Here is a 25,616-nt window from a genome sequence, read left to right as displayed (position 1 = left end):
CGGAAAAAACATCTACAGCTGAAGATATGGGTAGTCTGCGTAGAGTTTGACGACGCAAGGCAGCTCATTGCCAGCATTATGCGAAGCGGAGCACCTTCAAGATGTTCGTGGACCAAAGTCTACGACGGCTGTTACTATCATGGCTCCCAAGGTCCCAGCTGATAGGGGCCACATGTCGAGACAGTAGACCTGGCCAAGAATGGTCAGCAGTGCAATGAGCGGCAAGCAAGCAAAGAATCCGCTTTGCGCAAGTGCCTGACGAGAAGCAGTTGCCTCCTGGCGAACCATCCAGGCTGCGATGAGCCCAACGAGGTGGATAGCAACCCAAGTTATTTCCAGAGCAAAGGTATGTTCCATCTTGAAGTCCTTCTCGCGGGAGATCCGTCACCGGCGTTGATGTCAATCTAGGGAAGAGATTTGCTAGCACGAAAAGCGTTCGATGAGCTGTTGAACAGGAGAAAGCTTTGGTGCGATTTGCGTGCCAAAGGGAGTAACCTTGATATTCTCCTCCAACGGGAAGCATCCTCTCCCTGGCAGAGGTCCATTCGTACACTTCGTTGCAAGAATTACAAAACGCGAGCCGCAAGAGGTCTGCCGCTTAGCGATCAGAATTACAGCTTCTTGAGTTCAGTCTCGATTTCGGCAGTCTGGATATTATTCGAAATGACTTTTCCGTCGGGACCGACCATGATCGTTAAGGGCACAGTCACGACACCGAGTTCATTTGCCAAGCGACCGTCAAAACCGCCTTCTTCGTAGAGCTGTTTCCATGGCAATCGATTGGCCTGAAGGTACTCAATAACAGCATCACGATTGAAATCCAGGCAGATGCTTATCACATCCAACGAGTTGGGAGCATATTTTTGCACTAGCTCTTTAAGCACAGCATGATCCGCCTTGCAGACATCCGACGTTGTGGTCCAGTATTGAATGACGACCGCTTTGCCTTGGAGATCCTTGAGGTCGACTTTTTCACCTTTGAGGTCCGTCGCTTTGAGCGTAATTTCTTTCCCTTCGCTGCTTAACCTGGTAATCGCTCCTTGAGCAAGTTTAGCAGCGATATTCTTGGGATAGTCGCTTAGTATCTTTCGATACCATTTGATCGCCTCGTTGGTTTGGCCTGACATTTCATATCCCATAGCCATAGCTCTTATTGCTTCGGCACCGTGTTCCGATGTCGGATGTGCTTCGACGAAGGCCTCCAGGTCTTTCATCCATTGCTCTTGAGCTTTGGAGATGTCGACGTCCGGTTGAGTGAGTGTGATGCCATAGTACTCTGCGGCCATCCGGTGAAACTCAAAATAGGCCAGCAGGTCCTTTGCATCCTCGCTCTCGGCAAGCTGTTCTTCCAATTTTCGCAGATAGGCCACTCCGCCGGGGAAGCTCCCTTCTTGTGCCGCAGCACTTACGCTATCTGCCAAATTTTTCAGCCACTGTTCTCGTTCGGACGGATCAGCGGAGGAATTGGCTACTGCCAGGAGAACACTTGCGCGTCGCTTATTGAGGCTAGGTTTGTCTGCCTGTGAAGCGGAATTGAGTTCTTCGTCGATTTTTTCCAAATCGGCGAGCATACCTTGGAGCTTTTCAGTAGGTGCTACATCGCTGCCGACGATGGCCCTTTCACCAATTCCTTGCCCGCCTGGATCGAAAAAGAACCCACCCGCCACTTGCTGGCCTGTACCCAAAGTGGGGCCATCGATCAATTTCCAGGCACCTCCGACACTAATTAGCGTACCTAATTGCAATTGCCGATGTTCTGTTCCATTTTTCACCATCGCCCATACGCTTTCGTAGACCATCAGGTCTTTGGTAACTCCTTGGGAGCCAGCAGGTACCATACCGGGCTTGATGCCGCCAAAATCGCTAAACACGAATCCTGGCTTTAAGTCAGGCGCGGAGAGAATCGCCTTAAACTTATCGGGGGCAGCTGCGATGCGTTTTTCCAATTGCTCAGCACGGGCAGCATCGAGCCCCAATTTCTTGATGTCCTCGGGGGAGAGGAGCAAGCGTTTGAAACGGTCCAAATCGTTATCGGAGAGTGCACCCACGACCTCTTCGGATACTTCCTCCGGAGAAATTAATTTCCAACTGTCGATAATATTGTCTTCATTCTGATCCAGAGCCCACCGAATACCGGCGCTATGGAACCAGCGATATTGATCTGCCTTGCCGTTGTTGTTGGAATCGATATCCCGATAGACTTCCAGCCCATCGCGGAAATAGCTCCAAGTATCGACGACGTTGTCGCCATTAGTATCACCGAACTCGCGGAGGATTTCGCTTTGGGGGCCACGGATGACCCAAGCAGTGGATCCATTGATTTTTTCGGCTTTGATCGTGCAATCACCGATCTTGTCCGCCTCGGGCGTGTCATAGTCTGCACCCTTTTGAACAGGCCTTAATTTGAGGGCATCGGCCACGGAGGGGGCTGCTTGCACAAGGGAAACAGGTAAAAGTATCACGAGGCTCAGGGCCGTAAAAAGACGATAGAAGGGGGAGAACATGGCAAAATCCTTTGTAGGGGTCTCCAATAAACTCAGAAGCATATCATCCGTATGCCTGGCTGCTAGGCAAAATTCACACCCCCTTATAGCGTTTTTGTCGCCTAACCGGCCAGAGCGAACCTGGCTCGTGGAATCGCCCTTTTTGCGGTTTGACAGCATTGAATTGCGTTTTAGAATGTGAGATTCGGCAATAGCCGGGAGCGACGCCCGCGGGCGACATTTCCCGGCCATGTGCCCGATCGGGCGCATAGCTCAGTTGGTTAGAGCGCAGCCCTGATAAGGCTGAGGTCCCAAGTTCGAGTCTTGGTGCGCCCACTGGTATTGAGCTAACAGCAACTGGCTGTTAGCAATTGACCAGAGATTTTCCTGGATGAGAGCTATTAGTCAACGACTGAAAGCTCCCCTCGGGGCCGTAGCTCAATTGGGAGAGCGCCGGCTTTGCAAGCCGGAGGTTAGGGGTTCGAAACCCCTCGGCTCCACTAACTTTAAGGCGAACGCTGTGGCGTAGTCACACGCAATGCCACGGAAAGGGCTCCTAATAGGTGCATCTGTTGGCCTTGGCTCTCCCGATTTTTTGGGGATCTCTTCCGGATAAAGCATTCGCCGGGCGATCGCGAGTTGCGTATGGCCAACCATCTTTGCTTGCTTCTGCGCATCGAAGCGGGGGTTTTGTCGTGCCTTTTTTATCGAAATCCGTTTTTTTTATTAAATAACCCTCGTCATACCCCTTGTTTTATAGTGTTTGTCCCATAGTTTTGTAACACAAAACTACCTCTCCGTGTGACAAAAAGAAATCGCTTCGAGCAATCGACGGCCAGGCGCTCTACCGACGGATCTCTAGCCGAGTCGCGGCGAGCGAGGTGGCTACTTGAGCTCGGAAGGAAAGAGTTCAATTATCAAAGATCGGCGCAGCACCAACGTGGGCCACGGCAATTTTTTCAAGGCCGATTCTAACAAATCGCGCGGCCAAAAGCTTTCGCAAAGTTAAGACAACGTATAGTTACAGAAAGAACTACCACAAACACCCAGCACGCCCAGGTTCCGGAACCACCCCAAATGCGATGAACCCAGCGCATGCTTTACTCGGATGGACCTCATCTGGCTGGGTAAAAGGAGGCAAGCCAGGGGTCTCTGGGGCAACGGCAGGGGAACGCCCCCGACGATTCACACAGGTCCGATATCTAACCCTTCACAGAGTGATTTTGAAGGGTCAAAGCTACAATATCAATTAGCGACGGTCGATAAAAGCCGAGGAACGTTGCTCGATTCAGTTATCGTGAGCGGCTGTGCAGACCGCCGCGCTTTAAAGCTGTTGCCCAGCCGCCTCGGCTGATGCACCATCGGCACGTTGAAACTTGCGATTGTGCTCGGGGAAACCTCAGCCCTAACAAGACCTCGGGTCTCCCTCAGATCTCTGGAAGGGCCCGGTCTTGACCGGTCACACGCCCTCCACGATGAGGCCGCGGTAAACTGCACCACGGAGCCGATGCTGAGCCGCCTCTTGGTACGCTGGGCTGTTGTACCAGTCGCGCGCTTCTTCCACCGTTGGAAACTCTGCAATGACAATGCCCTCGACATCTGGCCCCTCGAGCGTTACGTGATGACCATACGCAGCCAGTACTTTAATCGGCTGGTCCTCCATCGCGGCTGGTGCTTTCTCCCAGTAGGTCTCCAACTCCGACTCGTCAATCGTCTTTTCACGAATGAACACGATGTAAGCTGACATAGATTCTCCTTTGTTGATCTGAACTACTTCCTCAGTGCCAACTATCGCAGGCCGCCGGACGCCAAGATCACTTCGCCCGTGAGCCACCCGGAATCATCGGACGCGAGGAAGGCGACAACCTTTGCGATATCCAATGGCGTCCCGATGCGGCCAAGCGGCGTCATTGCGACAAGCTGGCGCTCGAACTCGCTGCCAGCACCGTACAACCCAGCCGACTTCGTCCCCTCACTCAACGTGGCGCCGGGGTTAACAGAGTTGACTCGGACGCTGCGCGGGGCCAATTCTTTGGCGAGCACTTTGGTCACCGCATCGAGGGCACTCTTGCTGGCGGCGTAGATCGAATAGCCGGGCGGACACATTTGCGATGCACCGGAACCGACGTTAACAATGCTGCCGCCGTTTGAACCGAAGTAGTCGAGTGATTCTCGGATCACGGCCAATGGGCCGAGCACATTTGTGTTGAATTCCCGGTGGAACTCGTCCTCGGTGAGCTCTTCGATCTTCATCGGTTGGTAGACGCCCGCGTTATTGACTACAATATCGAGCGAGCCGAAAGCTTTTGCGACTTCTGCAAACAAGCGACGTACGTCGCCCAAGTTCGACACGTCACCCCGAATTGCCACGGCGCGGCCGTCGGCCTCGGTAATCTCTTTCACCACGGCATCTGCGCCACTTCGGTCGGTTGCGTAGTTGACGGCGACCGCCGCTCCTGCCATGGCCAGTTCCTTGGCAATTGCTGCCCCGATACCCTTCGATGCACCGGTTACCAAGGCTACCCGCTTTCTAAGTTGCAACATGACTTGCGTCCTCATTACCAGTAAGAAATTGTCTCTCAATGGCATAGACACGCTGTGGTGCCAACTGTGACAAGCACCGTGGCAAACTTCTCAGTTCAGACGCAGTGTCGCGCGAACTTCAGGTAGATCAAGGATTCGCCGAAGCCATTGAGCCTGCTCCGTAGGCTCAAGGAATGGGTGATCGCGATAGATGGCCGCAAAGGATCGATCTGCGACGTCGTCGATCTCGCGAATAGTACCCACTGCGGCGTCCCGAATCCGCTGAACGTAGGGAGCGGCGAAGAGCAGGCGATGCGGGTCGACGTGCCCTGCATCGATGAATCCCTTCGTCTTCTTGGGACAGCGGCAAGGATTGCTCGCATTGACGAGACCGCATTGGTGATTCATGAACTGATACAGATCACGGCGGGCGCGGGCCAGACACTGGCGGAAGTTGTCGGCCGTCATGTCCATGACTTCGCCGCCGACGGTGTCGCTCGCGCCGATGATTTCCCCGAGCGTGAAGATTAATCTCTGTCGTCGATCCAGGCAAAGCAGCATGCCCGTGGTGCAGGCGACTTTGGTTTCTTCAACCAACAGTGGCACATCCACGGGCACGCTTTTCGGATCGGGCAAATCGAGGTCGGGAGTGCCGTTGATAGCATCCGCGTACGTGGAGAATGTGTATGGCGTTGCCTCAGCGCCGCGGCGTTTCATGTTGAGGATGTGATTCGCCGTAATGCGGTAGAGCCAAGTGCGGAATTTGCTGTCGCCGCGAAACGTGCTGAGTCGGGTGACGGCCTTGATTAGCACTTCCTGCGTCACCTCCTCGGCATCCTGCGGATCAAAGACCATGCGAACGGCAATGTTGTAGATCCATGCTTGATGCCGCAGCACGAGCCTTTCGAGAGAGTCACGATCACCGCTATTGGCCTGGCAAACCAACTCGAGGTCGTCCGAATCATCGTCCGTAGCTTCTGAAAATGGATTGTGCATGTTCATTCTTCTGGGCTGGTGGATTAGGTCATTCTACGCGGCTGCAGGTGATACCAACCACTTGGACACCTTCCGGGAGAGAATGTGACAGAAAGGCGGCAATTTTGACGCCGAGGGCTAAATTCTACTGCTCCAACATACGCAAGGACTGACATTAGAAGCCAGCGGCCATAAGGGAGCGAAGCCAAGTCGGTCTATCCAACGCGCACAGTTGGTGGACTTCCGCATCTGCTAAGACTTCCATTCCGCGTCGGTGGTTCCCGGCGCGATCGAGAAGCCCTTGCCAGGGTCGAAGTCGACGCAGAACGTCGCGGCTTGGACGAGGACGAAGAGCCGACCTTCCGAGTGGCGACGGAACCACGAGATCGCAGCGACGTCGCCAGGGTCGGAACGCTCGATTTCGTCTGCCATCTTACCCGCCTGCGTGTGGGTTAAGCGACCGATCTCGACGCGGCCTCCTTCCCACCCCAACGCAAGTGCTCCCTCTTTCGCCGAGCGATCGGTCAGAGGGTCGGGCCCGCCGATCTCGTAGAAGACGAGCGCGACGTCGCGCTCGAGGCAGATGCGCGCGAGCGCGTCGACGTTCGGCATGATCGCTTCGGCATGCACGCGGTCCAGGAGTTGGACCAGCTGCTCGTGCTGAGTTATCTTCGCTGCGGGCTCCGGGGGCAGGGTAGGAGTGAAAGAGAGAAAGCGATAAATAGCGTCCTTCAAGGACATATTGTCTCCTTGTCTAACCGTTCACCGGACCGCCGAGAACGACTTTGATTTCGGGATCCGCGCGGCCCGTGGCTCCGTGTCCAACGGATTGTTATGCCTAGTTTTAGTGCATCGCAGTGAGCTGCTCCCGTCGTTCGTCGATTATTTGCTTTAAGTCGTAACGATTCAGCGATAGAAGGTCATCACAAATCCGCAACCCATCGTGCTTCCGATGTGACTCGATGCATGCCTGCACGAGATTAAGTCCTGCTTGAATTCCGTGTTTATGTACATCAAAGAGCGGCAGAAACAGTTCGATGATTTCTTCGATATAGCCATTGTTTCCCAAATCACCTGAGATCATCATGATGCCGTCTTCGGAAACTTCTGCAGAACTCAACACCTGCTGGTAAATCGCAATTGCTGATCGAACGTCATCGTGTTCGAGGAAATCCCGCGCGATCCACAATTGTGCATGCCAGCTTCCCGGTTCTTTTGCGATGTCACGCATCGCTGTAAGATAGGCTTCTTCCCCACCTTCCTCACGAGCAATCGCGGCGAACCATTCGAGGCCGTTATCTTGGTTAGGGTCAATCGCCAATGCTCTGCGCAAGGTGGTCCGTGATTCGTGCTGACGACCCTGTGCTTCGTATACCTTTGCGAGATTCGTCGCCACGACGCCGGAGTCTTGTTCTTTGAGGTAGTCGCCAAGGCACTTTTCGGCGCGGGACAGCTCGTTGTTTTTCATCAATACGATGCCAAGAATAGTTGCACTTCGCTCGCCACTTTGGTCGATGGCGCGAAGCCGTTCGGCAGGAGCGACCGTTTCAGCAAGGAAACCGTCGTTGAGAGCCATCACGATTGCGCCATAGAGACTATCAGCATCGTTCCATGCGTCCTTGAAGATGCCGGGAAGGACACGGGTACGGTATTCGATGCGCTCGATTAGGACTTTATTGCCGTGCTGATCGTAGGCTTCGATCATGCCACCGGTGTCATCCGCGTGTGTAACGGACTGTGATTTCGACTTTTTACCGAAAAGGCGTCCAAACATGGCTGAGGCCTAACTTGTTGATAGGAAATCTCCACCTATCAACTGTAGGTCGCAAGTTTGCGGCCTAACACGCAGACAGCTGATTCTCGCATAAGTCCAGTTGTAGCCGTCGGTTGCCCCGTTGTCACTGCCTTCGCCGCATGATAGGGCGCCACTGCCTAACGCTCATCGGCTAGACAAATAAGGCCGTCCGCGGCGCTGCGGACACCGCGCCCGCCTCGGTTCAGGGCATGGGTGTGAATCATCGTCGTGAGAAAGTCTTTGTGCCCCAGGAGTTCCTGTACGGTTCGAATTCCCTAGCCATCGGCCGCAAGTCACGTAGCCAACGACCTGCGGACGGCATTCTGAAACTGCCAGTTAGACACGGCAACTGCTCTCGCTGAATCGACCTCCAGCAGTTCGCGGTCGTGCTTCGTGCGGGAAGTTGGACCATTTTCGGCAGATTCCGTCCGCCTAGACTCGCAGAGTTGTCTCCTAGGCGAAAGCACTTCAGTGGCTTGGCAGAATCCCTTCCAGATGTCGAAGATGCCAACTCAGCGCGTTCGGTTGCAGAGGACTCCGATCATCCATACAGGAGGAGCGCAGCAACCTGCAGGTCAGTAGGCGCAGCGTGGATAGGGAATGACTTGCACCAGGCAAGAGCGACCGTAGAATAGCATACACAGAGATTAGGTTACTTAGACTAAGCAGTGGAATTCGGTTGCAATCCAAGCCTTAGTGTGCCTGCGGACGCGAGATCGCAAATAGGAACTCTTAGGATGAAATCACTAAAGCAACTCCTGACTGTATGGGTATTGATTTGTGGTGCACACGTCAGCTTTGCCCAGGACACTGCCGATCTCAAAGCAACCTATCATACGAAGGCTGATATTCCTTATCGCACTGGTGAAGACCTTTCCAAGTACAGCAGTGAACGTTGCCTGCTGGACGTATACTATCCGGACAAAGCGGGCTTCTCGACGATCGTTTGGTTTCACGGTGGTGGACTCACGGGAGGCGAACGTTTTGTGCCTCCGGAGCTAAAATCGCAGGGTGTTGGCGTCGTAGCAGTGAATTATCGATTGCATCCTAAGGTGAAGTCACCCGCGTACGTCGAAGACGCCGCAGCAAGCGTGGCATGGGTCTTTGAGAATATAGAGGAGTTTGGCGGAGATCCAACCAAGATTTTCGTGAGCGGGCATTCGGCTGGAGGCTATCTAACCAGCATGATCGGTTTAGATAAACGCTGGCTGGCGAAACACAACATCGATGCGAATAAGATTGCTGGGCTGATTCCCTGTAGCGGTCATGCGATTACGCATCTCACAGTCCGAGCGGAGCGAGGAATCGACGAAAAGCAACCTGTTGTTGACCAGATGGCGCCGCTGTTCCACGTGCGGAGCGACGCGCCGCCGATTCTGTTCTTGACGGGGGACCGCGATTTGGAAATGCTTGGGCGTTACGAAGAAAACGCCTACATGTGGCGGATGATGAAAGTGGTCGGGCATCCCGATGTCGAGCTTCACGAACTGCAGGGCTACGACCACGGGGAAATGGCCTTGCCAGCGCATCCGTTGTTGTTGAGATTCGTGCGGAAACACTCTAATTGAGGTGGGACTGGCAATCGAGATTCAACGTGCACCGTGGGATAGTTTACAGAACCAGTTCGCCCCACTTTTGTAGGATCGCGTTTTCATTTGGGCGCAGCGGGGTGGACCAACCTCTGCGACTTGACGTACTCGCAAACGCGCGGCGGTAACAGCTATGGGGATTTCAAGTCCTGATCCAAAAGTTTTTTAAGAGCGAACGCTTTACGCTCCATGCGGACCGTGGTTTTTCGAAAGTTTTGGAGGGCTCGATCCATCGTCCGGTCCGGTGAGGATCCTCTCTGACGAGTTCGTAATCATGTTTCGCCAAACAGGTAATCCCTAAGTGGGACGGCCCCCAACTGCCTTATCAGGCAGTAATGAGCCGCTTGCGGTGCTTCTCATGCAAATCAGAAGCCTGTGCTCACCTCACTAATGCGTTCCCGCCGAGATAGTAGCGAGTAGGCGTAGATTTACCTCAAGCCTCCGTAATGCGACTTTCTGCCCAGAGTTTTCGCAATTTGACGGCTCCATGCCAGCACTATAGTTGCTCTTTAATAGTAGCGTCTGATTCACTACTATTCGCGTGAAATCTCCTCGCGTTGATCACCTTTCGAGTAGCCTGCTTTACTTTTTTCAGGCAATTGTTAGCTGCTAATCAATACTCAACCGTGTTCGGGACAAGACGATGAATTGTAGACAGCTTATTCTCTGTGTTTGCATTGCTACAGGCGTAATGGCAGCTAGTAGATTTGATTCGGTTGTGAGCGGTCGGGATACATCGGTTTCTATTCACAGTTCTCCTTCATCTGCCCAGGTAAAGGTAAGCAATGAAAAAGGCGAGACCGTTGCAACGGGAATTACGCCGGCAAAAGTCTCGCTCAAACGCGGGAACGGATTTTTCAAGAAAGCACCTCGCTACACAGCTACAATTCAGAAGCCTGGTTACGAGGCTGCAACTGTAGCGATTGTCCCGAAAGTTAATCCCTGGGTGTTAGGCAATGTCACGCTTGGCGGTGTACCTGGCGTTGCTGCTGATTCCGCCACGGGAGCGATGTGGCGATATTCTCCAGACGACATCAATCAATCGCTAACTCCTTACAACAATGAACTCTATAGCAAGACAGATCAAAGCCAATTGGAGCAAACAGCCTACGTATCAGATTAAAGACGAAATCTAGATTGTTGCTTATGTTCCTAGTAGATGCGTTTATTGTGAAGACATTTGTTCGGAGAAGAAATATCTTAGCCGAATTCAACTAGAAAACAAAAACATGGCTCTCAATCCACTAGCTCCCGTGACCGATTACCAATCAATGCTTAATCGCATCTGCTGGTTTACCTCGGCTGCCGCGCTGGGAGCGTTCTGGCTGTTGCGCATGCATGTGCCAGTCATGGAGACTTTACTCAGCCAGCTGGATATCGGCTTGAAAACGAGTGAGGGGAAAATGCTCCCGGTTCCGGGTGGATCTTTGCTCCCGGCACTTGCAGTGGGGATGGTTGCTCGGGTGTTTCGTATCCACAGCCATCTGGGACACTGGCTTGGAATCCGGGAGCGGTTCGATATCGAGGTGATCCTGACTGAACTCGGCCGCAGGGTCGGGATCGATGTGGATACGGTAACCGAAAAACATTGGCTCTCCCAACGGCACGATCTCATGCGGCAAGCCTTTTACCAGTTTGCGAGCAGCCAGTCGCCGAAGATTGACGAACATCTGATTCATCAGGCACTCGACCTCTGGTCGTGGTTTTGGATCGGGCTGGAAGCAACTGCGGTGTTTGTGTTGACGGGGTTCGTGCTGATCGCTCTCCAGGTTTACGAGGTCGGCTTGGCTACCTTTGGAGGAGCCCTCTTGTTGGCCGCGGTCGGTCTGCCAATGATTCGTGTGCAGTGCAAAAGTTACGCCATCGCTCAGGTGAGGGCCATTCTTGCTGATCCTTCCCGAGAGGCAATTGTCCGCAACGCCTTCAATTCGCTCGCCGGCAACCGTTATCCCCAAGAGAGGGCGGCCTGAGCCGCTTGCCGCTGAGCGACTCCGGATCAAATTCTATTCGAACTCTACTCTGGATTTATGCGAAACTACTGGTCGTGAGCCAGGACAAAGGTAGTTACCGCCCGAACTAGCTTGCTGATTCTAGACTAGTATAGATTCAAGAATTATTATTGTCGCGATTCCAGTCAATCCTTGTACCAAGGTAGCGGCGGTATGGCATCGCAAGGCAGTTTCAGAGTTCATATCAGAGAATTGGGAAACCACCCAAAAATAACTGTCGTTGAAATGAGAAACGGTCATCGAACCGGCACCGATCGCTAACACCACCAAAGCCTTGGCGATTGGCGCTGTGAGTTCCATCGGCTGCAGCAGTGGTGTCATTAATGCTGCCGTTGTGATAATGGCGACGGTCGAGGAGCCCTGTGCCGACTTGATTGCTGCTGCGATCAGAAACGGCAGGATAATGCCTAAGTGCCAGTCAGCCATACCCGCTGCAAACTCATCAGCAATACCAGTTGCACGAAGGATATTTCCGAATGCTCCACCGGCACCAGTGATAAGAATAATCGATCCAGCGCTCATCAGGCCTTCTGAAACCCACCCCAAGGCAGTTTCCGGCGAATTCTGCTTTCTTGAGAAGATAACTAGAAGTACCCCGGTGAGCAGTGCGATCACAGGATCCCCTAGAAACTGGATTGCGTTCCGGAAGTTCCCCTCCCCAAATGGAGCGGCAGGAGAATCGGCAATTGATTTTAATGTGATCAGCAAGAGAGGCACGAGCAAAGGCATAAAGGCTCGAATCGCGTTGTCTTCGTGCGGATTCTTTTCAACGCCAATATCCGAAATCTCCTTTGGTACGATGGAAAACCTGGAAGCATAGAATATCGCCCAGAGCAATCCTGCTCCAGCAGTGGGGATAGAAACAACCAACCCCCAGATCAGCACAAGACCGATATCTGCTCCTAGAGTCCCAGCCGCGGCCAGCGGTCCTGGAGTGGGAGGCACAAAGACATGGGTTGTGTAAAGTCCTGTCGAGAGGGCTACTGCCAAGACGGCCAATGAAATGCCCGTTTTCCGACTCAAAGCCTTATTAACCGTCGAGAGGATCACGAAGCCAGAATCGCAGAACACCGGTATTGAGACGATAAAGCCAGTGATGCTCATGGCCAACGGAGACCTTTTTTCTCCAACTAACTTCATCACGCAGGAAGCTATCGTATTCGCCCCACCAGTGTGTTCTAGAAAAGTTCCAATAATCGTGCCACAGGCAATGATGATGCCAACGCTCATGAGCGTATTTCCAAATCCCTCACTAAGGTTCGTGAGCACATCAGTGGAATTCAAGCCGCCGAGAAATCCAATGAGTATTGCTGCGATAAGGAGTGCGAGAAATGGATGAACCTTGAGATTGGTCGTTGCGATGATTATCAAAGCAATGACGAACAACAGATAGCATAGATTCAGCATTAATTCTGTTTCATCCTAAAACCATTTTGCGACCACCCAAATCATACAGGGATCCGCCCAGCCTAGCGATATATCTTGCATTCTGGAAGCTCCTTTTGGAGTTGTGCTGCGCCAGCGACAGTGATTTTGGTTCCGTTGATAGAGAGTTGTTGCAAGCCTCTAGCCTTACACAAATAGAGAACAGCCTTGTCAGTGATATCCGTTCCCGAAATCGATAGGTTTTGCAACGAGCTCAAATCGCCAAGCTGTTTCAATTGAGAATCGTCGAGCTGGGTCCAACTCAAGTCCAACGTCTGCAGGTTCTTCAATTCAATCAATTGCTGAAAATCGAACAGTGTGAGCGGATTGATTCTGAGATCCACATATTGCAGTCGCGACATTCCGCGAAGACGGGATAGCTCTGGACCAACAATTTTGTTTTCGGACAGCTCTAGGTATTGAAGTTCTCTGAGCCCTTCTAAATGCCACAGGCCCTCGCCAGTAAGAGCGTTGTCTGATAAGTCAAGAATACGTAGGTGAATCAAAGGAGCCAAATGCGCAAGACCCTCATCTGAAATCTTGTTCTCAGAAAGATTGAGATCGCGAAGCTCCGTCATGCCGCGCAGTTCCAATAATCCAGTATTTTCTATTTGGTTGTCTCGTAGATCGAGCATTTTCAGTTTGTGCAAGTGTGAGATCTCATGTAGTCCCGCGCCGGTGATGCGATTGTTGTGCAAGTCGAGGATTTCCAATTCAGGAAATTCTGCCAGATGTTTCATGTCTCTATCACGAATGTCTACATTTCCAGAATGCCGAATAGATTTCAGCGTGCGAAAGTAATCTTCACCCACCAACCGCCGCAGCCATTTCGGTGTCGGTGCCTGAGTTTCTGGCAAGAACTCTCCGGAAGGGTCAAGTTGGTAGTCAAATGAAAGATGCAGGTTGCGATCAAGTAATCTCTGGACGGTTCGTTGTTTGCTCATGCGGTGTGCTACGATTCCCAAGCCGATTGCACTCAGCGTGATTAGAATGAACACCGTACCGAGACTGAAGTGAAGCAGTCCTGAGATCATCCATTGGATTGAAGTGGTTAGTGGCACTATCCACCACTTATGTGTTTTCAATGCTACCGCCAATCCAACGAAGCTTCCCGCGATCATAGACACAACCAACAGCCAGGATTGGTTTGTCATCACCAAGTGAGGCTGATTGAGGTACATCCCGTAGATGGTGCCTACGAGTAAACCCAATAATGCGCCAAGGATGTATCCAACAGTATCATAGCGAGTCTCAGATTGTCGGACCGCGATGGCTAGCAGGAGCATCAAGAACAAGACCACGACACTCGATGCGTATATCATGCGAAAATCCGCTTCGTGAACTAATGGCCAATGATGAGAAGGGTTGAAGAAACCATACGGTTCCTCTGAGAATGATAATCCATGCTTAATCATTGTCGCCGTTGATGTCTCCAAGAACAATCGGTCTTGGCTTGACCATTGCGACCAGTTGCGGCACGTCGAATTGTTCAAGCAACCCAAAACAAAACTGTTCTGGGCCGTCTTCGACTTTAAGGTTTTGTTCGATGATCTCCCGGAGCGATTGTCTAGCTTGTCGCAGTTCGATGCCTGCTATCGATCTGGTCTCCAGCGCCGCAGCAACGAGACCAATCAAGCTGTTGCGGGGACCTGTGGCAAAGACTCGCGGGAGCTGTTCACCTGATTCTCTGGTAGCCCACTGAGCAATGGCAGTCAATTGGGCAACTTGAATCCCGAGAGGTCGGTCGCCCACTGTGGCAATCAGCATCAGCATCACATCGTCGTAGCTTTTTGGATCGCTTCCAGGGTCCGCTTCACCAAATCCCAGCAAGTCCAAGGCAAGTACCCGATTTCTGCCAGCAACCAGTCGTGCCACGTCTGTGATCATCGACTGCTTGCCCCAATCGCTCAGCAGGATATAAGTTTCCCTGTTCGAATCTACCGGGTCAAATTCGACTACTGGTATTGTCCAATGGCCCCCGACGTTCAATCGCCATTGAGAGATGGTTATCTCTTTTAATTGCTCCCTTTCGAAGAATTCGGGCTTTACATCGTAATGAGGTCGCTGGACGATCTTATTCAGAAGCTGTCTTTGCCTGTCGAGCGACTGAAATACAGTCGCCTCCTCCGCAGGAAGAGAATTCTGGCTGGTAAGAGACGGAATTAGTTTTAAAGCTAGCTCGTGTAATGTCAGGTTATTTGCTGGCATTGGTACGGCAAGTTCTTCCTCTGACTTAATTTCAGCATCGCTGATGGATAATTCGACAGGCTCGATATCCGGATCAGAAAAGAAGTGATGTTGTTTCAGGAATCGATAAAGTGCTTCGCGATTGTCTTGATCGAAGTTGTGCGTACCAGGATCTTCATTGATATGAATTTGGAAGTTGTCATCAACGTCTAATAAGCCATAGGCAGCACGCCCAACAGTTTCCAAGGGCTCCAAGATCTGGGTGGGAACGAAACAACAGTCGTCTTGGGCATTGTACGTTAGAAGTAGTGGCCTAGGAGCCATCATGGCAGTGAGATGAGTATAGTCGGCGACGGAGCAGAGATCGGAGGGAATCTGTTCCGCGTCGCCGATGTTATTGTCGCCACTGACTCGCTCGTGAATGCTGCAATAGCCGGCGACAGGATTGGCGACTGTGACTCGAGTGTCGAGTGCAGCGAGCCAGATTGATTGCCAGCCTCCGCCAGACAAGCCAGTGACACCAACTCGCGTTGAATCGGCATGCTCATGCGATAAAGCTATGTCCAATCCGCGTTTGAGAGCCAGATAAAAAGGAGCCACGCCACTCGTACCGCAAAGGTCTAGTTGAACTAGACGGTTGTGTTTGTTGTTGCCATCGTGCAGTTGCCCCATGTCGATGAACTCAAGGTTGTAGGCTAGAACACCACGCCGCGCTAAATTGATGCAGCGCCGTTGCTTGTAGGGCATCGCTTTACCACCTCGGTGGTGGCCGTTGGGATTGATCATCACCGGCATCTTGTCGGCGACAACTTCCGGTTCGTAGAGCAATCCAGGAATCCAGAATCCGGGTAGCGCTTCGTAGCGAAATTTCTTGATCCGATAGCCATTGCCCTCATCGATTGTGTTGAACCACTCGACCTTGACTTCTGCATCACGCCAAGCTGCTGCTTCCCCTTGATAGATAACTCTCGCCAGAAATTCCTCGCGAAGGCGGGCAGCTTCATTCTTCCACTCGGCTTTCTTTGCTGGAAGTTCTACCTTTGGTATTCGTGCATCGACATAGGATCGCACCTGTTTTTTTGAAAGCCCACTCTGAAGAAGCGGCTGACTTAGTGCTTTCGATATGGAGCTGGCGCGCCATGCACCCTTCCGACGTTGAAAGTCAGTGAAGAATACACCACTTGAGTCTTCAGTTGTGCCGGTCTCATCGTCATCGAGATTCAGTTTCTCTCCGAGCAGAACTCGCTGTGCTATTTCCCCTTCAGGAGTTGTGACCAGAAATTCGTCTGGATGAGTAAAGACGATGTATTTTTTGTTCTCTTTGGAGCGACGCTGCAGAATGTGATCATTTTTTTCGGGGCCAAACATCCCCCCCGAGGGGCAGATCAGAAGGTCAGCCCCTCGCGAACAAAATTGCTGAACGACCTCTTCATTACTGCGGTCAGCACAAATCATCACCCCCAGCTTGCCGAAGGGGGTTTCAATGACTGATGATTCGTCCCCCGGGGAAACACGCACCGACTCGTGTCCGAGCATCTGCTTGTGGTATTTGCCGAGTAGCTGCCCCTGTGGATCCAGGACGACGGCCGTGTTGTATAGCTGATCACCGTCGCTTTCCAGCATTCCGGCGATCAGATAGATGTCTAGCTCGTCCGCCAGTTGCCGCAGTTGCTCATAAAATGTTCCTCCTGGAATTATTTCGCCCAACGCGCGAAAGTCCGCCAGTGGAATTTCTTTGTCTTCGATTGCGTAGCCATCCAGAAAACATTCTGTCGTGCAAACAATCTGTGCTCCGTTGGCTGCAGCCTTGCGGACAAGCGGAAATAAGCGGGAAATATTGGCATCACGATCACCACGAATCCATTTGAGGACTATACCTGCAATGCGAAGTTGATCGGGATTCGACTCGGCGGCAGTTAGGCATGTCAGTGGTGAAAACGTAATTGCAAGTAAAAGGAAAATGCTCACCGATCTGTTCATTGCCGTTCTCCTCTCAAGAGCAAGAAGTCGAAACATCAGGAAAAGTGCGACCAAGAATTTCAATTTAACTCAATATGATTCTTTCAGCCAGAATCTTGCCAAGGAATGAAATTTGCGAAACCAGAAATCGACGCTTGGCAATTCGTGCGGTAGTTGCCGGACCCAAAAAAGAAATGCAGCCTATTGCTTGTTTGTGAACTCCTAGAGTTTTATTGCCAGTTGAATTGGAGGACGATATACTGAGCGTTCCAGCCGGCGGGTTTCCCAAACCTGCTTTTGCCAACCTAACATCCTCCCGAGGTTTCCTTATGGCTCGAAATAGAAAAAGGCTGAGTGCGTTTACGCTCGTAGAACTCCTAGTGGTTATCGCGATCATTGGCGTACTCGTAGGTTTGCTGCTCCCTGCGATTCAATCAGCACGCGAGTCGGCCCGTCGCAACCAATGCTCCAACAACCTCAAGCAGATTGGGTTGGCGACACAAATGTATCACGACACAAAAAAGCAGTTTCCCGCTGGGCGGATTGGAACCGACGAATTCACAACCTCATGGGCATTTCACTTGCTACAGTACTTAGAAGGTGGCAATGTCTTCAAAACCTGGAAACGGAATGTATCTCCTTTCGAAGCAGATAACGCCTCAGCCATGCGCACTCCTGTGGAAACGTACTCCTGTCCCAGTCGGCGATCTCCGGCAGCAGATCGAGACTTCATCGATGGATCTGTTCCAAAAATATTGGCCGAGGGTGTGGGTGCCAATGGTGACTACGCGGCCAATGCGGGTCGAGATAAAGTTGAGTATGGTGTCGACAAACAGCAACAACCTCTCTCAGCGATTGATGAAACCGTTGCAGGACCGATTTTTACCTTCTCAAGAGTAGGGGATCGGCAGGTGCAAGATGGCTTGAGCAATACCATTGCCGAGGGCGAACGGCACATCCCTCCCGAGCAAGAGAATCCGCTAGGTGGGCTGCAGCAGCTTGCCCAAGGAGACACCGCTTTTTTCTCTGGTGACATTGCCCCGACCATTCTCCGCAGCAGTCAAGATGGTCTTGCAGAAGGCCCGCAGGACAACTCACGTACCAAATTCGGCAGCGAGCACCACGGCATAAGCCAATTCGCGTTTCTTGATGGGCATGTAAAGGCGATCTCCATCACTATTGATATGCTTGCTTTTCAATTACTGACTTCTATCGGAGATGGTCAGGTGATCCCTGCGGACGAATTGTGAGCAGTTCTCATTCACAATGTCTTTTCTGTTCTTTCACGGGTCTTTTCAATCTAGCGAGGATAAGCATGTCCAGAACTGATATAGGTTTATTGATACCAACGTGTTTAGTGCTATTTCTTTTCTTCGGCTTTTCTAATATTAGGCAATCAGTTTCAGCAGCTGATTCGACGCGGCCCAATGTGCTATTCATCGTCACAGATGATATGAACAACGACCTAGGGTGCTACGGGAATTCTCGTGTCAATAGTCCGCACATCGACGAATTGGCAAGCCGAGGGATGCAATTTGAACGTGCCTATTGCCAAGTCACCGTCTGTAATCCGTCGCGAGTCTCGATGCTAAGTGGTCTCAGGCCGGACAATACACAAGTTTACACGTTGACTGAACAGACCCGCTCGCATTTAGGCGATTGGGTGATGTTGCCGGAGTATTTCCGAAAGCAAGGCTATTTCACAGCGCAAATTGGCAAGATCTATCACACTGATGATGGCTTCGAGGATCCTCGTTCGTGGGACGTGGAGATTCGCGAGTTTGGCAAACGGCCCCCCGAGGAGGAAATATTACTTGGAGCCGATCCTGACGGACCTGGCGAGCACACCAACGATTGGTCGGTCCTCAAGACCCCTGATGAAGAGACTCCCGATGGCATCGTAGCTAGAAAAGCAATCGAAATCATGGAGGAAGTAGTGGGCCGCGGCGAACCGTTTTTCTTGGGAGTTGGTTTCCGACGTCCTCATGCTCCTTTCGCGGCACCAAAAAAGTACTTCGATATGTATCCTCCCGATTCGATCGAGTTGCCACTTTCTACGCCCGATGGTTATTACGAAAGCTTGCCCCCGGCAGCGATTAATTATCCAGCCCCAGAGAAGCCTCTATCTGAAAAAGAACAACGCGAGCTGATTGCCGCCTACTATGCCTGCAATTCGTTTGTCGATGCCCAGGTAGGAGTATTGCTGGAAGCAGTTGATCGTTTGGGGATCGCAGACAATACGGTGATTGTATTTGTCAGCGATCACGGTTATCACCTCGGCGACCACGGCGGCTTTTGGCATAAGATGTCGCTGTTTGAAGAGGCTGATCGGGTTCCTCTGATTATCTATGCGCCGGGCATGAAGGCGCCTGGTAAAAAAACCGATCAACTGGTCGAATTGATCGACCTGTATCCCACCTTGGTTTCACTGGCAGGGTTGCCAGAACGCGAGAATCTAGACGGAATCAATTTAACCGAAGTGCTTGATGATCCGGCGAAGAATACGAAACTTGCAGCATTTACCGTTGTTTCACGAAGCACTAATCCCGCAGCTGATCACGCCAAGACCATGGACTACTTGGGACGCACAGTCCGTACCGACCGCTGGCGATATACCGAATGGGACGATGGCAAACGGGGAGTTGAATTGTATGACCATCAAAGTGATCCGCGCGAACTCGTAAATCTGGCTGAAAAGTCTGATCTGGCTGAAACGCGGCAGCAATTAAAGAAGCTCTTAAAAGTTGAACAGAATCAGTAGGAGGTTCATTTGAACAGGCCCCTCTTTTATTTGGCTATCTTTGCATCGATCCTAGCGATTTCACTTGCAGTTTCGCAAGCGGGTCGTGCTCAAGGAACGAAATACGGGCAGTTTGCTCCTCCCGATGCATTTGAGGAGAATCCTCAGCTGGCCTACTACGGTAGTGAGAATGAATGGAGTAGACGTCAGTTTTCTAAGGAGAAGGCCGAAGACGAGTATAAAAGACGTGGGCAGAGGCTACTCTTAGCAACTTTAAACGGCAATCCGAACAAATCACTTGATTGGGCTGCAGAGTATTTGGCAGAAGATCCTCACGATCTTGAATCAATCTACAACCAGTCAATTGCCTACTGTCAGTTAGGAAAAATAGACCAAGCGTTTGCCGCAATGAAACAGGCGGTGGAGGGGGGACTCCCCATTGAGCGGTTCTTGGCGGGTCCGCGTCAATTGCTGAAACCGCTCACCGAGTCCGAAGAATTCCAGGAATATGCGCGGAGTCGGACATCGGGTTTGTTGCATGGGCCGATGCTCGGTTGTGTCACGGATGATTCGGCACGGATTTGGGTGCGGACCGAGAATGCCAGCCCGGTAAAGGTGCAGGTCTTTTCTTGTGACACGCAGGGCAACCCATCGTCAAACATCGCCAGTACTAGTTCCTCATTGGTCGACCTCCAAGAGGATTTCACAGCGATTATTGAGCTGACGGGTCTTCAACCAAATACCCAGTATGCATACGACGTACTGATCGACGACCAATCTCTTCTCAAAGGGGACCGCCCTCATTTCCACACATTCCCTGAGCCGGGTGCTCCGGGAATTTTTAAAGTTGCTTTTGGCGGTGGAGCGGGCTTCATGCCCGAACATGAGCGCATGTGGGACACGATTTCGTCTCGCAATCCAGATGCGTTGTTTTTGTTGGGTGATAACGTCTATATCGATCTACCCGAAGAGCCGCGAGGCCTGCATCAGTACACTTATTATCGTCGCCAATCGCAGCCGGAGTTTCGTCGGCTTACCGCGAGCACGCCCGTCTACGCCATCTGGGATGATCACGATGCTGCCATGGATGATGTCTGGCTGGGTCCCTATCTCGACCGACCTGCCTGGAAACCTGCGATGCTCAGGATATTCATGGAAAACTGGGTGAATCCCGGCTACGGCAACCAGGAGTCACCGGGTTGTTGGTTCAAAGCCACGTTCGGAAGCGTCGATTGTTTCTTTCTTGAGACTCGTTATTTGCGCACCAATCCCTTTGGCGAGAATCCCACGATGCTCGGTTCGATTGAAAAGAAATGGTTGCTGAATGAATTGAAAAACTCGCAAGCTCGTTTCAAAGTCATAGTCTCTTCCGTCCCTTGGGCCCCAAACGTTAAACCGGGAAGCCACGATACGTGGGACGGATTTCCACACGAGCGCGAGGAAATATTTGGCTGGATCGAGAAGCAGAAGATTGATGGTGTGTTGTTACTTTCGGCTGACCGACATCGCAGCGAAGCTTGGAAAATAGACAGGCCGAATGGTTATCCTTTGTATGACTTGATGAGTTCGAAGCTCACCAACGAACACACCCACGAATGCGTACCAGGACAGCTCTTTTGCTACAACAAATTATGTTCTTGCGGAATGGTGACCTTCGACACCACTCAAGCCGATCCCACGATCACCTACGAGATCGTCAATATCGATGATAAAGTAATCGACACGCTTGTGATAAAACTCAGTCAAATCAGCTTCTAGCATTTATGGATCATACTTCGACTTTAGTGGCGAAGATGACTGGGGCTCAAACTCGGTGTCGAACATCATCCCACCGATGCTTGGTCCTTGCTTGCTATCTCCGTTGAGCTGGATTTTGATGAAGTCTCCCGAATCGAAACCTTCATAGCGGAACGTGTAGATGTCTGCGACTCCGTTGAACTTCAATTCTTCCTTTGCAGGTGCACTGGAGGGCTCCAAGTCAACGCCATTCGTGTTTCCCCGTGCACGAAGTCGATTTGTCGGATTGTGTTCCTTGTTCGTGTTATCGGTCACGATGTGCAAGAAAAACAGTGACGGCGTACTCTCGCCAAGTTGAATTCGGTTCACCGAGTTATTTGTATTTTTGAAAGCAAACGGGTCGACGATAGCGCCGGAGCTACCTGCCTCGCCGCCAGGGAGAATAAATTTGTTCCACTTTTCTTGCCCCCCCTTTGACCGGCCTGGTCCATCCTGAGAAAACGTTCGCGTCCAAAAAGCAAGATCCCAAATTTTGGTGGCGTGATTGAGCGGCCCTGCCCAAGTCGGAAGCGCGTCGCGCGCATTCTCACCCGTCGGCCTGCCGGCCACTGGTTCTTCCGCAGAGAACTGCGGAAACCAATACCCAGCCTTCCCGATGCCCAATTTCTCGAAATCCGTCTGATCGCGTATCACTCCGACGTAAGTGATGGACTCGTCCGCCCAAGCGGCACTCACAGGGGGACCAAAGAACAACGTCGCGGCAAGAAGCTGACCTACTCGCCTAGTCATGGCTATTTCGTTTGGATAATACAAAGGTAATCACCTTAGCTTCGGCAGTTAAAAGAAAACTATAGAACAAAGCAATTGAACGCACTCAGCGGCTAGCTGTTGATCGATATGACCAGAACACGCGGCATAGCACGATGGCTCCTCCGAAACTCTATGTCAGCCTAGACGCCAACTGCAAGTTCAACTTGCTCTCTGGCACTTGCCTCACCCCGGCAGTCCCTCCAAGTCGGCAGGTAGCACTGGATCGTCTTTCGTCTGTTCCTCCTTCATCAGTCGTTGCATACCCGCTACTCGCTCAAGTTCCGAAGTAGCGAGGTCGTTCGTCTCGTAGGGATCGTCGGCCAGATTATATAACTCTGGCTTGCCTTTGGCAGGTACGATGAGTTTCCAATCGCCGAGCCGCAGTGCGTGACCTTGCTGCATAGCGATGTAAATGGCGCGCGGTTCGTTGTCGCTCTGAGAACCCGTGAGTGCTGGCCATTGATTTTTGCCGTCCCACTTGAGGTCATTTGCTGGTTGATAGCCGGTGAGATAGGAGATCGTCGGAAACCAATCGACCACATGCATGGGTGTGGCATACTTGCGAGCGGCGAGTTGGCCTGGCCAGTTTGCACACGCGCACACGCGCACTCCTCCTTCGTAGAGCGTATTTTTTTGGCCGCGAAGCGGGTCGTTTTCGCTATTTAAAGGAGAGTCATCTACCTCGCCGACGTATGCGTTTTTGAGCGACTCAATGCCGCCGTTGTCGCTGGTGAAGACGATCAATGTGTTTTCTCTTTGCCCGGTTCGTTCCAGGGCATCGACGAAAGCACCTACCTTCGCATCGAGTTGCGATGTCTCTGCAGCTAGCCGCAATCGTGAGTCCTGTCTCTCCGGATCATCGTGAAACTTGACCCCGTCGTAAAGCTGCTTGTACTTGTCCGGCGCATCCACCGGGGTATGCACAGCATGAAAGGCGACGTAGACGAACCATGGGTTCGGCAATTGCTCTATGAAATGCAGTGCATCGGCGGCTATTAACTCGGTGGCATTTCCTTTCTCGTCGAGGCGCTTGCCGTCACGATGCCAGGTGTCTTCGTAAGGACCATGCCGATATTTGTGGGTCCATGGATCAGCTGCCCCCGTGAGCGTGCCATAGCTGTGGTCAAAGCCATAGTGACTGGGACCCCATTCGGACCGCGATCCCAGATGCCACTTGCCAACCTGACACGTGCTGTAGCCGCGCGACTTAAGTGCCGACGCCAAGGTGATCGTACTCAGCGGCATCGCACGGAGGTTGCTCGGTGCGAGTGCGTGGGGGCCAAAGCGACCAGGATAACGGCCACTCATCAAAGCGACTCTTGTCGGAGTACAGACGGGCTGTACGTAGTGTTGATCGAGTTCGACCCCCTCGCGAACCAACCGATCCAGGTGTGGCGTTTTGCTGAACCCGTCATGCCAGCCCACGTCACTCCAACCGAGATCGTCGGCCACAATGAACAGGATGTTTGGTCGTACCTCACCGCCTAGCAGCAGCTGCACCCGGGGCACAAAGAGAAACAACAAGAGTGTAATACTTCCTGCAAATCGCATCGAGAATTACTCCGAAACTTCCTTGGAGATTCGTTTCACGCTTGATTCCGAGGAGACGTCTACCGGAAAATCGTAATGCAAATTCCAGAAACGCGGCGCAAAATGAAATGCCTTGCCGGAACTCGCTCTACACGTTCCGACCTACATGCTTTGGAGACTATTGCTATTTCAGTCCACGTGTCGTGGAAATCATTTATGCCATCTTGGGCACCGACCAATGTCCTTCTTTGCGATACTTGCGAGACAGCATTGCGGTTGCTTCTTCATCACCAACGATCTTCTCCGATTTGGGGTCAAACTTTATAGTGCGACCCAGACGCGTAGAAATATTACCCAAGTGAATTGCCGCCGCGGTTCGGAAGGCAGCGTCAATCGGAGCGTTAGGCATGGATCCTGTCTTGATGCTATCGACCCAGTTGCGCTGGTTGTCGGATACTTCTGATTTCACCGAGGCATCGAGTTTCACGTCGATTCGTTTCTTGTCATCATCGAAAGCTTCAAACTTGCCACGCTTGCTGAGGAACATGCGTCCCTTCGTGCCGAAATACTCAGCACCCGCATCGACATTGAATGGATAGGAAGTAGACCAGAGCCGTTGCTCATAAATCAACAACTTCGTCGGATCACCTGGATACTCGAGAGAAACCTGCATCGTGTCGGCCCACTCGCGGTCATCCTTGAAATAATAAATTCCTCCTACTGAGGAGACAGTCGATGGATGATTCTCGACACCTAAGCCCCACATGGCGTAGTCGAGTTCGTGGACACCGTCATTACCCATACCGCCTGAGCCGAAATTAAACCACCAATGCCAATCGTAGTGAAAGCGATTTGCTTGGAAGGGTATCCACTCGGCCGGGCCAACCCACGTGTCGTAATCGACCCCTGCGGGGACCTCTGATGGCTGTTGGTGGCCGATGTCATTGCGTCGCTGCCAATTCCAGCATTTGGCGATTAATACGTCGCCGATGATTCCATCTCGCAGCATGTTGATCGCTTGTTGCATCCCCGCACAAGAACGAGCTTGAGTGCCATGGGCAAATACTCGATCCGACTTGGCGAGTGCTTTGACCAGCATTTGCCCTTCGGCGAAATTATAAGAACAAGGTTTCTCTACATAGACGTGCTTACCAGCATCGAGTGCCAGCAGAGCCGCGGGGACATGCCAATGATCGGGAGTAGCGATCGTAACACCGTCAATCGTGGGATCGTCCAATACTCTCCGTAAATCACTCTCGGGTTTTGCCCCAGTCCGGGCAACTCCTTCTTTCAATCGCTTTTCGTCAATGTCGCAAACATAAGCAATCTTTACGTCAGGCAAAGTAGAAAGCGACAAGTGATGTGCTTTTCCTTGATTTCCTGCGCCAATCACACCAATTCGCACTCGCTCATTTGCTCCGACGGCAGCCGAGCCGACGGTGCTATAAAGTGTAGACGCTGCCGCGCTGGCAGCCGCTGTAGCGAGGAACTTTCTTCGCGTGGTAGTCGGCATAAAATAACCCTTTGTCTACGGTAATGAATCAAAAGTTGATAAGAAGAAGAAAACGCTGAAAAGGCACTTATTAAGCCAAGTCAACCTTTACTTCAAACTAGCCGGTGTGCGATTGTTAGTCAAGTTCTTGGTCGGTTCAAGATCCAACGTACACCTGTCTAAATGAGCCTTGCTCATATCATTACGATTTGGTGAATGCGTAATTCGCGGTTGGCGTTTCGAGCAGGATCAGTGCAAGTACCGGAATCTATCGGCTTCGGGCTCTCAATAAGTTTGCTTGTGAGACTATAGAGAGTTGCACCCTTTCATGGTGTGCAACATAATTCATTGTATGGTTGATA

19 protein-coding genes and 2 tRNA genes are annotated in these 25,616 nt (G+C 51.8%); 8 read left to right on the top strand and 13 right to left on the bottom strand.

Features of this window, described 5'->3' with window-relative positions:
- Nucleotides 1-96: 96 nt before the first annotated feature.
- Both Pla144_RS11020 and Pla144_RS11015 read right to left on the bottom strand, forming a co-directional pair.
- The gene (locus tag Pla144_RS11020; RefSeq protein WP_146450724.1) at nucleotides 97-357 is read right to left on the bottom strand and encodes a hypothetical protein; all 261 of its coding nucleotides are present in this window, start codon (nucleotides 355-357) and stop codon (nucleotides 97-99) included.
- A gap of 254 nt (nucleotides 358-611) precedes the next feature.
- Nucleotides 612-2,504 (bottom strand): TlpA disulfide reductase family protein, encoded by a 1,893-nt coding sequence (locus Pla144_RS11015; RefSeq protein WP_197530575.1) that lies wholly within the window; start codon nucleotides 2,502-2,504, stop codon nucleotides 612-614.
- 241 nt (nucleotides 2,505-2,745) lie between these two features.
- On the opposite strand from Pla144_RS11015, the gene Pla144_RS11010 reads away from it, so the two are divergent.
- Nucleotides 2,746-2,819: transfer RNA gene (locus Pla144_RS11010), tRNA-Ile, on the top strand.
- Nucleotides 2,820-2,910: 91 nt separating this feature from the next.
- Nucleotides 2,911-2,983, top strand: a tRNA-Ala gene (locus Pla144_RS11005).
- A gap of 959 nt (nucleotides 2,984-3,942) precedes the next feature.
- On the opposite strand, the gene Pla144_RS11000 is transcribed toward Pla144_RS11005, so the two are convergent.
- The 5 genes from Pla144_RS11000 to Pla144_RS10980 form a co-directional block, all read right to left on the bottom strand.
- Nucleotides 3,943-4,230: a DUF1330 domain-containing protein gene (locus Pla144_RS11000; RefSeq protein ID WP_146450722.1), complete on the bottom strand. Its 288-nt coding sequence runs from the start codon at nucleotides 4,228-4,230 to the stop codon at nucleotides 3,943-3,945.
- A 41-nt stretch (nucleotides 4,231-4,271) separates the two neighbouring features.
- Nucleotides 4,272-5,027 carry an SDR family NAD(P)-dependent oxidoreductase gene (locus tag Pla144_RS10995; protein WP_146450721.1) on the bottom strand — a complete coding sequence of 252 codons (756 nt, stop codon included), beginning with the start codon at nucleotides 5,025-5,027 and terminating at the stop codon, nucleotides 4,272-4,274.
- A 90-nt stretch (nucleotides 5,028-5,117) separates the two neighbouring features.
- The gene (locus tag Pla144_RS10990) at nucleotides 5,118-6,002 is read right to left on the bottom strand and encodes an RNA polymerase sigma factor (protein WP_146450720.1); all 885 of its coding nucleotides are present in this window, start codon (nucleotides 6,000-6,002) and stop codon (nucleotides 5,118-5,120) included.
- Between the two features lie 231 nt (nucleotides 6,003-6,233).
- Entirely contained in the window at nucleotides 6,234-6,722 is a 489-nt protein-coding gene (locus Pla144_RS10985; protein ID WP_146450719.1) for a hypothetical protein, read from the bottom strand.
- A gap of 103 nt (nucleotides 6,723-6,825) precedes the next feature.
- Nucleotides 6,826-7,755, bottom strand: coding sequence for a tetratricopeptide repeat protein (locus tag Pla144_RS10980; protein ID WP_146450718.1), 930 nt, complete (start codon nucleotides 7,753-7,755; stop codon nucleotides 6,826-6,828).
- 758 nt (nucleotides 7,756-8,513) lie between these two features.
- On the opposite strand from Pla144_RS10980, the gene Pla144_RS10975 reads away from it, so the two are divergent.
- From Pla144_RS10975 to Pla144_RS10965, 3 genes are all read left to right on the top strand, one after another.
- On the top strand, nucleotides 8,514-9,344 hold the full coding sequence (locus tag Pla144_RS10975) for an alpha/beta hydrolase (RefSeq protein ID WP_146450717.1): 831 nt from the start codon (nucleotides 8,514-8,516) through the stop codon (nucleotides 9,342-9,344).
- Nucleotides 9,345-10,056: 712 nt separating this feature from the next.
- The gene (locus tag Pla144_RS10970; protein ID WP_146450716.1) at nucleotides 10,057-10,488 is read left to right on the top strand and encodes a hypothetical protein; all 432 of its coding nucleotides are present in this window, start codon (nucleotides 10,057-10,059) and stop codon (nucleotides 10,486-10,488) included.
- A gap of 106 nt (nucleotides 10,489-10,594) precedes the next feature.
- The gene (locus Pla144_RS10965) at nucleotides 10,595-11,335 is read left to right on the top strand and encodes a hypothetical protein (RefSeq protein ID WP_146450715.1); all 741 of its coding nucleotides are present in this window, start codon (nucleotides 10,595-10,597) and stop codon (nucleotides 11,333-11,335) included.
- Between the two features lie 120 nt (nucleotides 11,336-11,455).
- On the opposite strand, the gene Pla144_RS10960 is transcribed toward Pla144_RS10965, so the two are convergent.
- From Pla144_RS10960 to Pla144_RS10950, 3 genes are all read right to left on the bottom strand, one after another.
- Nucleotides 11,456-12,781 carry a GntP family permease gene (locus Pla144_RS10960; protein ID WP_146450714.1) on the bottom strand — a complete coding sequence of 442 codons (1,326 nt, stop codon included), beginning with the start codon at nucleotides 12,779-12,781 and terminating at the stop codon, nucleotides 11,456-11,458.
- A 62-nt stretch (nucleotides 12,782-12,843) separates the two neighbouring features.
- Complete coding sequence (locus Pla144_RS10955) at nucleotides 12,844-14,121, bottom strand: leucine-rich repeat domain-containing protein (RefSeq protein ID WP_197530574.1); 1,278 nt, start codon at nucleotides 14,119-14,121, stop codon at nucleotides 12,844-12,846.
- A gap of 85 nt (nucleotides 14,122-14,206) precedes the next feature.
- Complete coding sequence (locus Pla144_RS10950) at nucleotides 14,207-16,966, bottom strand: nitrilase-related carbon-nitrogen hydrolase (protein WP_197530573.1); 2,760 nt, start codon at nucleotides 16,964-16,966, stop codon at nucleotides 14,207-14,209.
- Between the two features lie 308 nt (nucleotides 16,967-17,274).
- Between Pla144_RS10950 and Pla144_RS10945 the strand changes: the two genes are divergently transcribed.
- The 3 genes from Pla144_RS10945 to Pla144_RS10935 all read left to right on the top strand — a co-directional run bounded on the left by Pla144_RS10945 (nucleotide 17,275) and on the right by Pla144_RS10935 (nucleotide 21,443).
- Nucleotides 17,275-18,195 (top strand): DUF1559 domain-containing protein, encoded by a 921-nt coding sequence (locus Pla144_RS10945; RefSeq protein WP_146450711.1) that lies wholly within the window; start codon nucleotides 17,275-17,277, stop codon nucleotides 18,193-18,195.
- Nucleotides 18,196-18,260: 65 nt separating this feature from the next.
- Nucleotides 18,261-19,706: a sulfatase gene (locus tag Pla144_RS10940; protein ID WP_146450710.1), complete on the top strand. Its 1,446-nt coding sequence runs from the start codon at nucleotides 18,261-18,263 to the stop codon at nucleotides 19,704-19,706.
- Between the two features lie 9 nt (nucleotides 19,707-19,715).
- A complete protein-coding gene (locus Pla144_RS10935) occupies nucleotides 19,716-21,443 on the top strand; it encodes an alkaline phosphatase D family protein (protein ID WP_146450709.1) in 1,728 nt (575 codons plus the stop codon).
- Between the two features lie 3 nt (nucleotides 21,444-21,446).
- Here the strand turns inward: Pla144_RS10935 and Pla144_RS10930 are convergent, their stop codons facing one another.
- The 3 genes from Pla144_RS10930 to Pla144_RS10920 form a co-directional block, all read right to left on the bottom strand.
- Nucleotides 21,447-22,211, bottom strand: a complete 765-nt coding sequence (locus Pla144_RS10930) for a hypothetical protein (RefSeq protein WP_146450708.1) — start codon at nucleotides 22,209-22,211, stop codon at nucleotides 21,447-21,449.
- Nucleotides 22,212-22,415: 204 nt separating this feature from the next.
- Complete coding sequence (locus Pla144_RS10925; RefSeq protein ID WP_146450707.1) at nucleotides 22,416-23,783, bottom strand: arylsulfatase B; 1,368 nt, start codon at nucleotides 23,781-23,783, stop codon at nucleotides 22,416-22,418.
- A gap of 193 nt (nucleotides 23,784-23,976) precedes the next feature.
- A complete protein-coding gene (locus Pla144_RS10920; protein WP_146450706.1) occupies nucleotides 23,977-25,275 on the bottom strand; it encodes a Gfo/Idh/MocA family protein in 1,299 nt (432 codons plus the stop codon).
- Nucleotides 25,276-25,616 lie beyond the last annotated feature (341 nt).

The organism is Bythopirellula polymerisocia (assembly GCF_007860015.1).
GTDB lineage: Bacteria > Planctomycetota > Planctomycetia > Pirellulales > Lacipirellulaceae > Bythopirellula > Bythopirellula polymerisocia.
Note: the sequence above shows the minus strand (reverse complement) of the source record. Positions and strands in the feature narration are given on the sequence as shown.

What these genes read in the sequence shown, in the direction of transcription:
- Pla144_RS11020 (WP_146450724.1), bottom strand. Translation starts at nt 357, where the DNA reads ATGGAACATACCTTTGCTCTGGAAATAACTTGGGTTGCTATCCACCTC.
- Pla144_RS10925 (WP_146450707.1), bottom strand. Translation starts at nt 23,783, where the DNA reads ATGCGATTTGCAGGAAGTATTACACTCTTGTTGTTTCTCTTTGTGCCC.
- Pla144_RS11000 (WP_146450722.1), bottom strand. Translation starts at nt 4,230, where the DNA reads ATGTCAGCTTACATCGTGTTCATTCGTGAAAAGACGATTGACGAGTCG.
- Pla144_RS10995 (WP_146450721.1), bottom strand. Translation starts at nt 5,027, where the DNA reads ATGTTGCAACTTAGAAAGCGGGTAGCCTTGGTAACCGGTGCATCGAAG.
- Pla144_RS10975 (WP_146450717.1), top strand. Translation starts at nt 8,514, where the DNA reads ATGAAATCACTAAAGCAACTCCTGACTGTATGGGTATTGATTTGTGGT.
- Pla144_RS11015 (WP_197530575.1), bottom strand. Translation starts at nt 2,504, where the DNA reads ATGTTCTCCCCCTTCTATCGTCTTTTTACGGCCCTGAGCCTCGTGATA.
- Pla144_RS10950 (WP_197530573.1), bottom strand. Translation starts at nt 16,966, where the DNA reads ATGAACAGATCGGTGAGCATTTTCCTTTTACTTGCAATTACGTTTTCA.
- Pla144_RS10945 (WP_146450711.1), top strand. Translation starts at nt 17,275, where the DNA reads ATGGCTCGAAATAGAAAAAGGCTGAGTGCGTTTACGCTCGTAGAACTC.
- Pla144_RS10990 (WP_146450720.1), bottom strand. Translation starts at nt 6,002, where the DNA reads ATGCACAATCCATTTTCAGAAGCTACGGACGATGATTCGGACGACCTC.
- Pla144_RS10965 (WP_146450715.1), top strand. Translation starts at nt 10,595, where the DNA reads ATGGCTCTCAATCCACTAGCTCCCGTGACCGATTACCAATCAATGCTT.
- Pla144_RS10960 (WP_146450714.1), bottom strand. Translation starts at nt 12,781, where the DNA reads ATGCTGAATCTATGCTATCTGTTGTTCGTCATTGCTTTGATAATCATC.
- Pla144_RS10980 (WP_146450718.1), bottom strand. Translation starts at nt 7,755, where the DNA reads ATGTTTGGACGCCTTTTCGGTAAAAAGTCGAAATCACAGTCCGTTACA.
- Pla144_RS10920 (WP_146450706.1), bottom strand. Translation starts at nt 25,275, where the DNA reads ATGCCGACTACCACGCGAAGAAAGTTCCTCGCTACAGCGGCTGCCAGC.
- Pla144_RS10970 (WP_146450716.1), top strand. Translation starts at nt 10,057, where the DNA reads ATGGCAGCTAGTAGATTTGATTCGGTTGTGAGCGGTCGGGATACATCG.
- Pla144_RS10955 (WP_197530574.1), bottom strand. Translation starts at nt 14,121, where the DNA reads ATGATATACGCATCGAGTGTCGTGGTCTTGTTCTTGATGCTCCTGCTA.
- Pla144_RS10930 (WP_146450708.1), bottom strand. Translation starts at nt 22,211, where the DNA reads ATGACTAGGCGAGTAGGTCAGCTTCTTGCCGCGACGTTGTTCTTTGGT.
- Pla144_RS10985 (WP_146450719.1), bottom strand. Translation starts at nt 6,722, where the DNA reads ATGTCCTTGAAGGACGCTATTTATCGCTTTCTCTCTTTCACTCCTACC.
- Pla144_RS10940 (WP_146450710.1), top strand. Translation starts at nt 18,261, where the DNA reads ATGTCCAGAACTGATATAGGTTTATTGATACCAACGTGTTTAGTGCTA.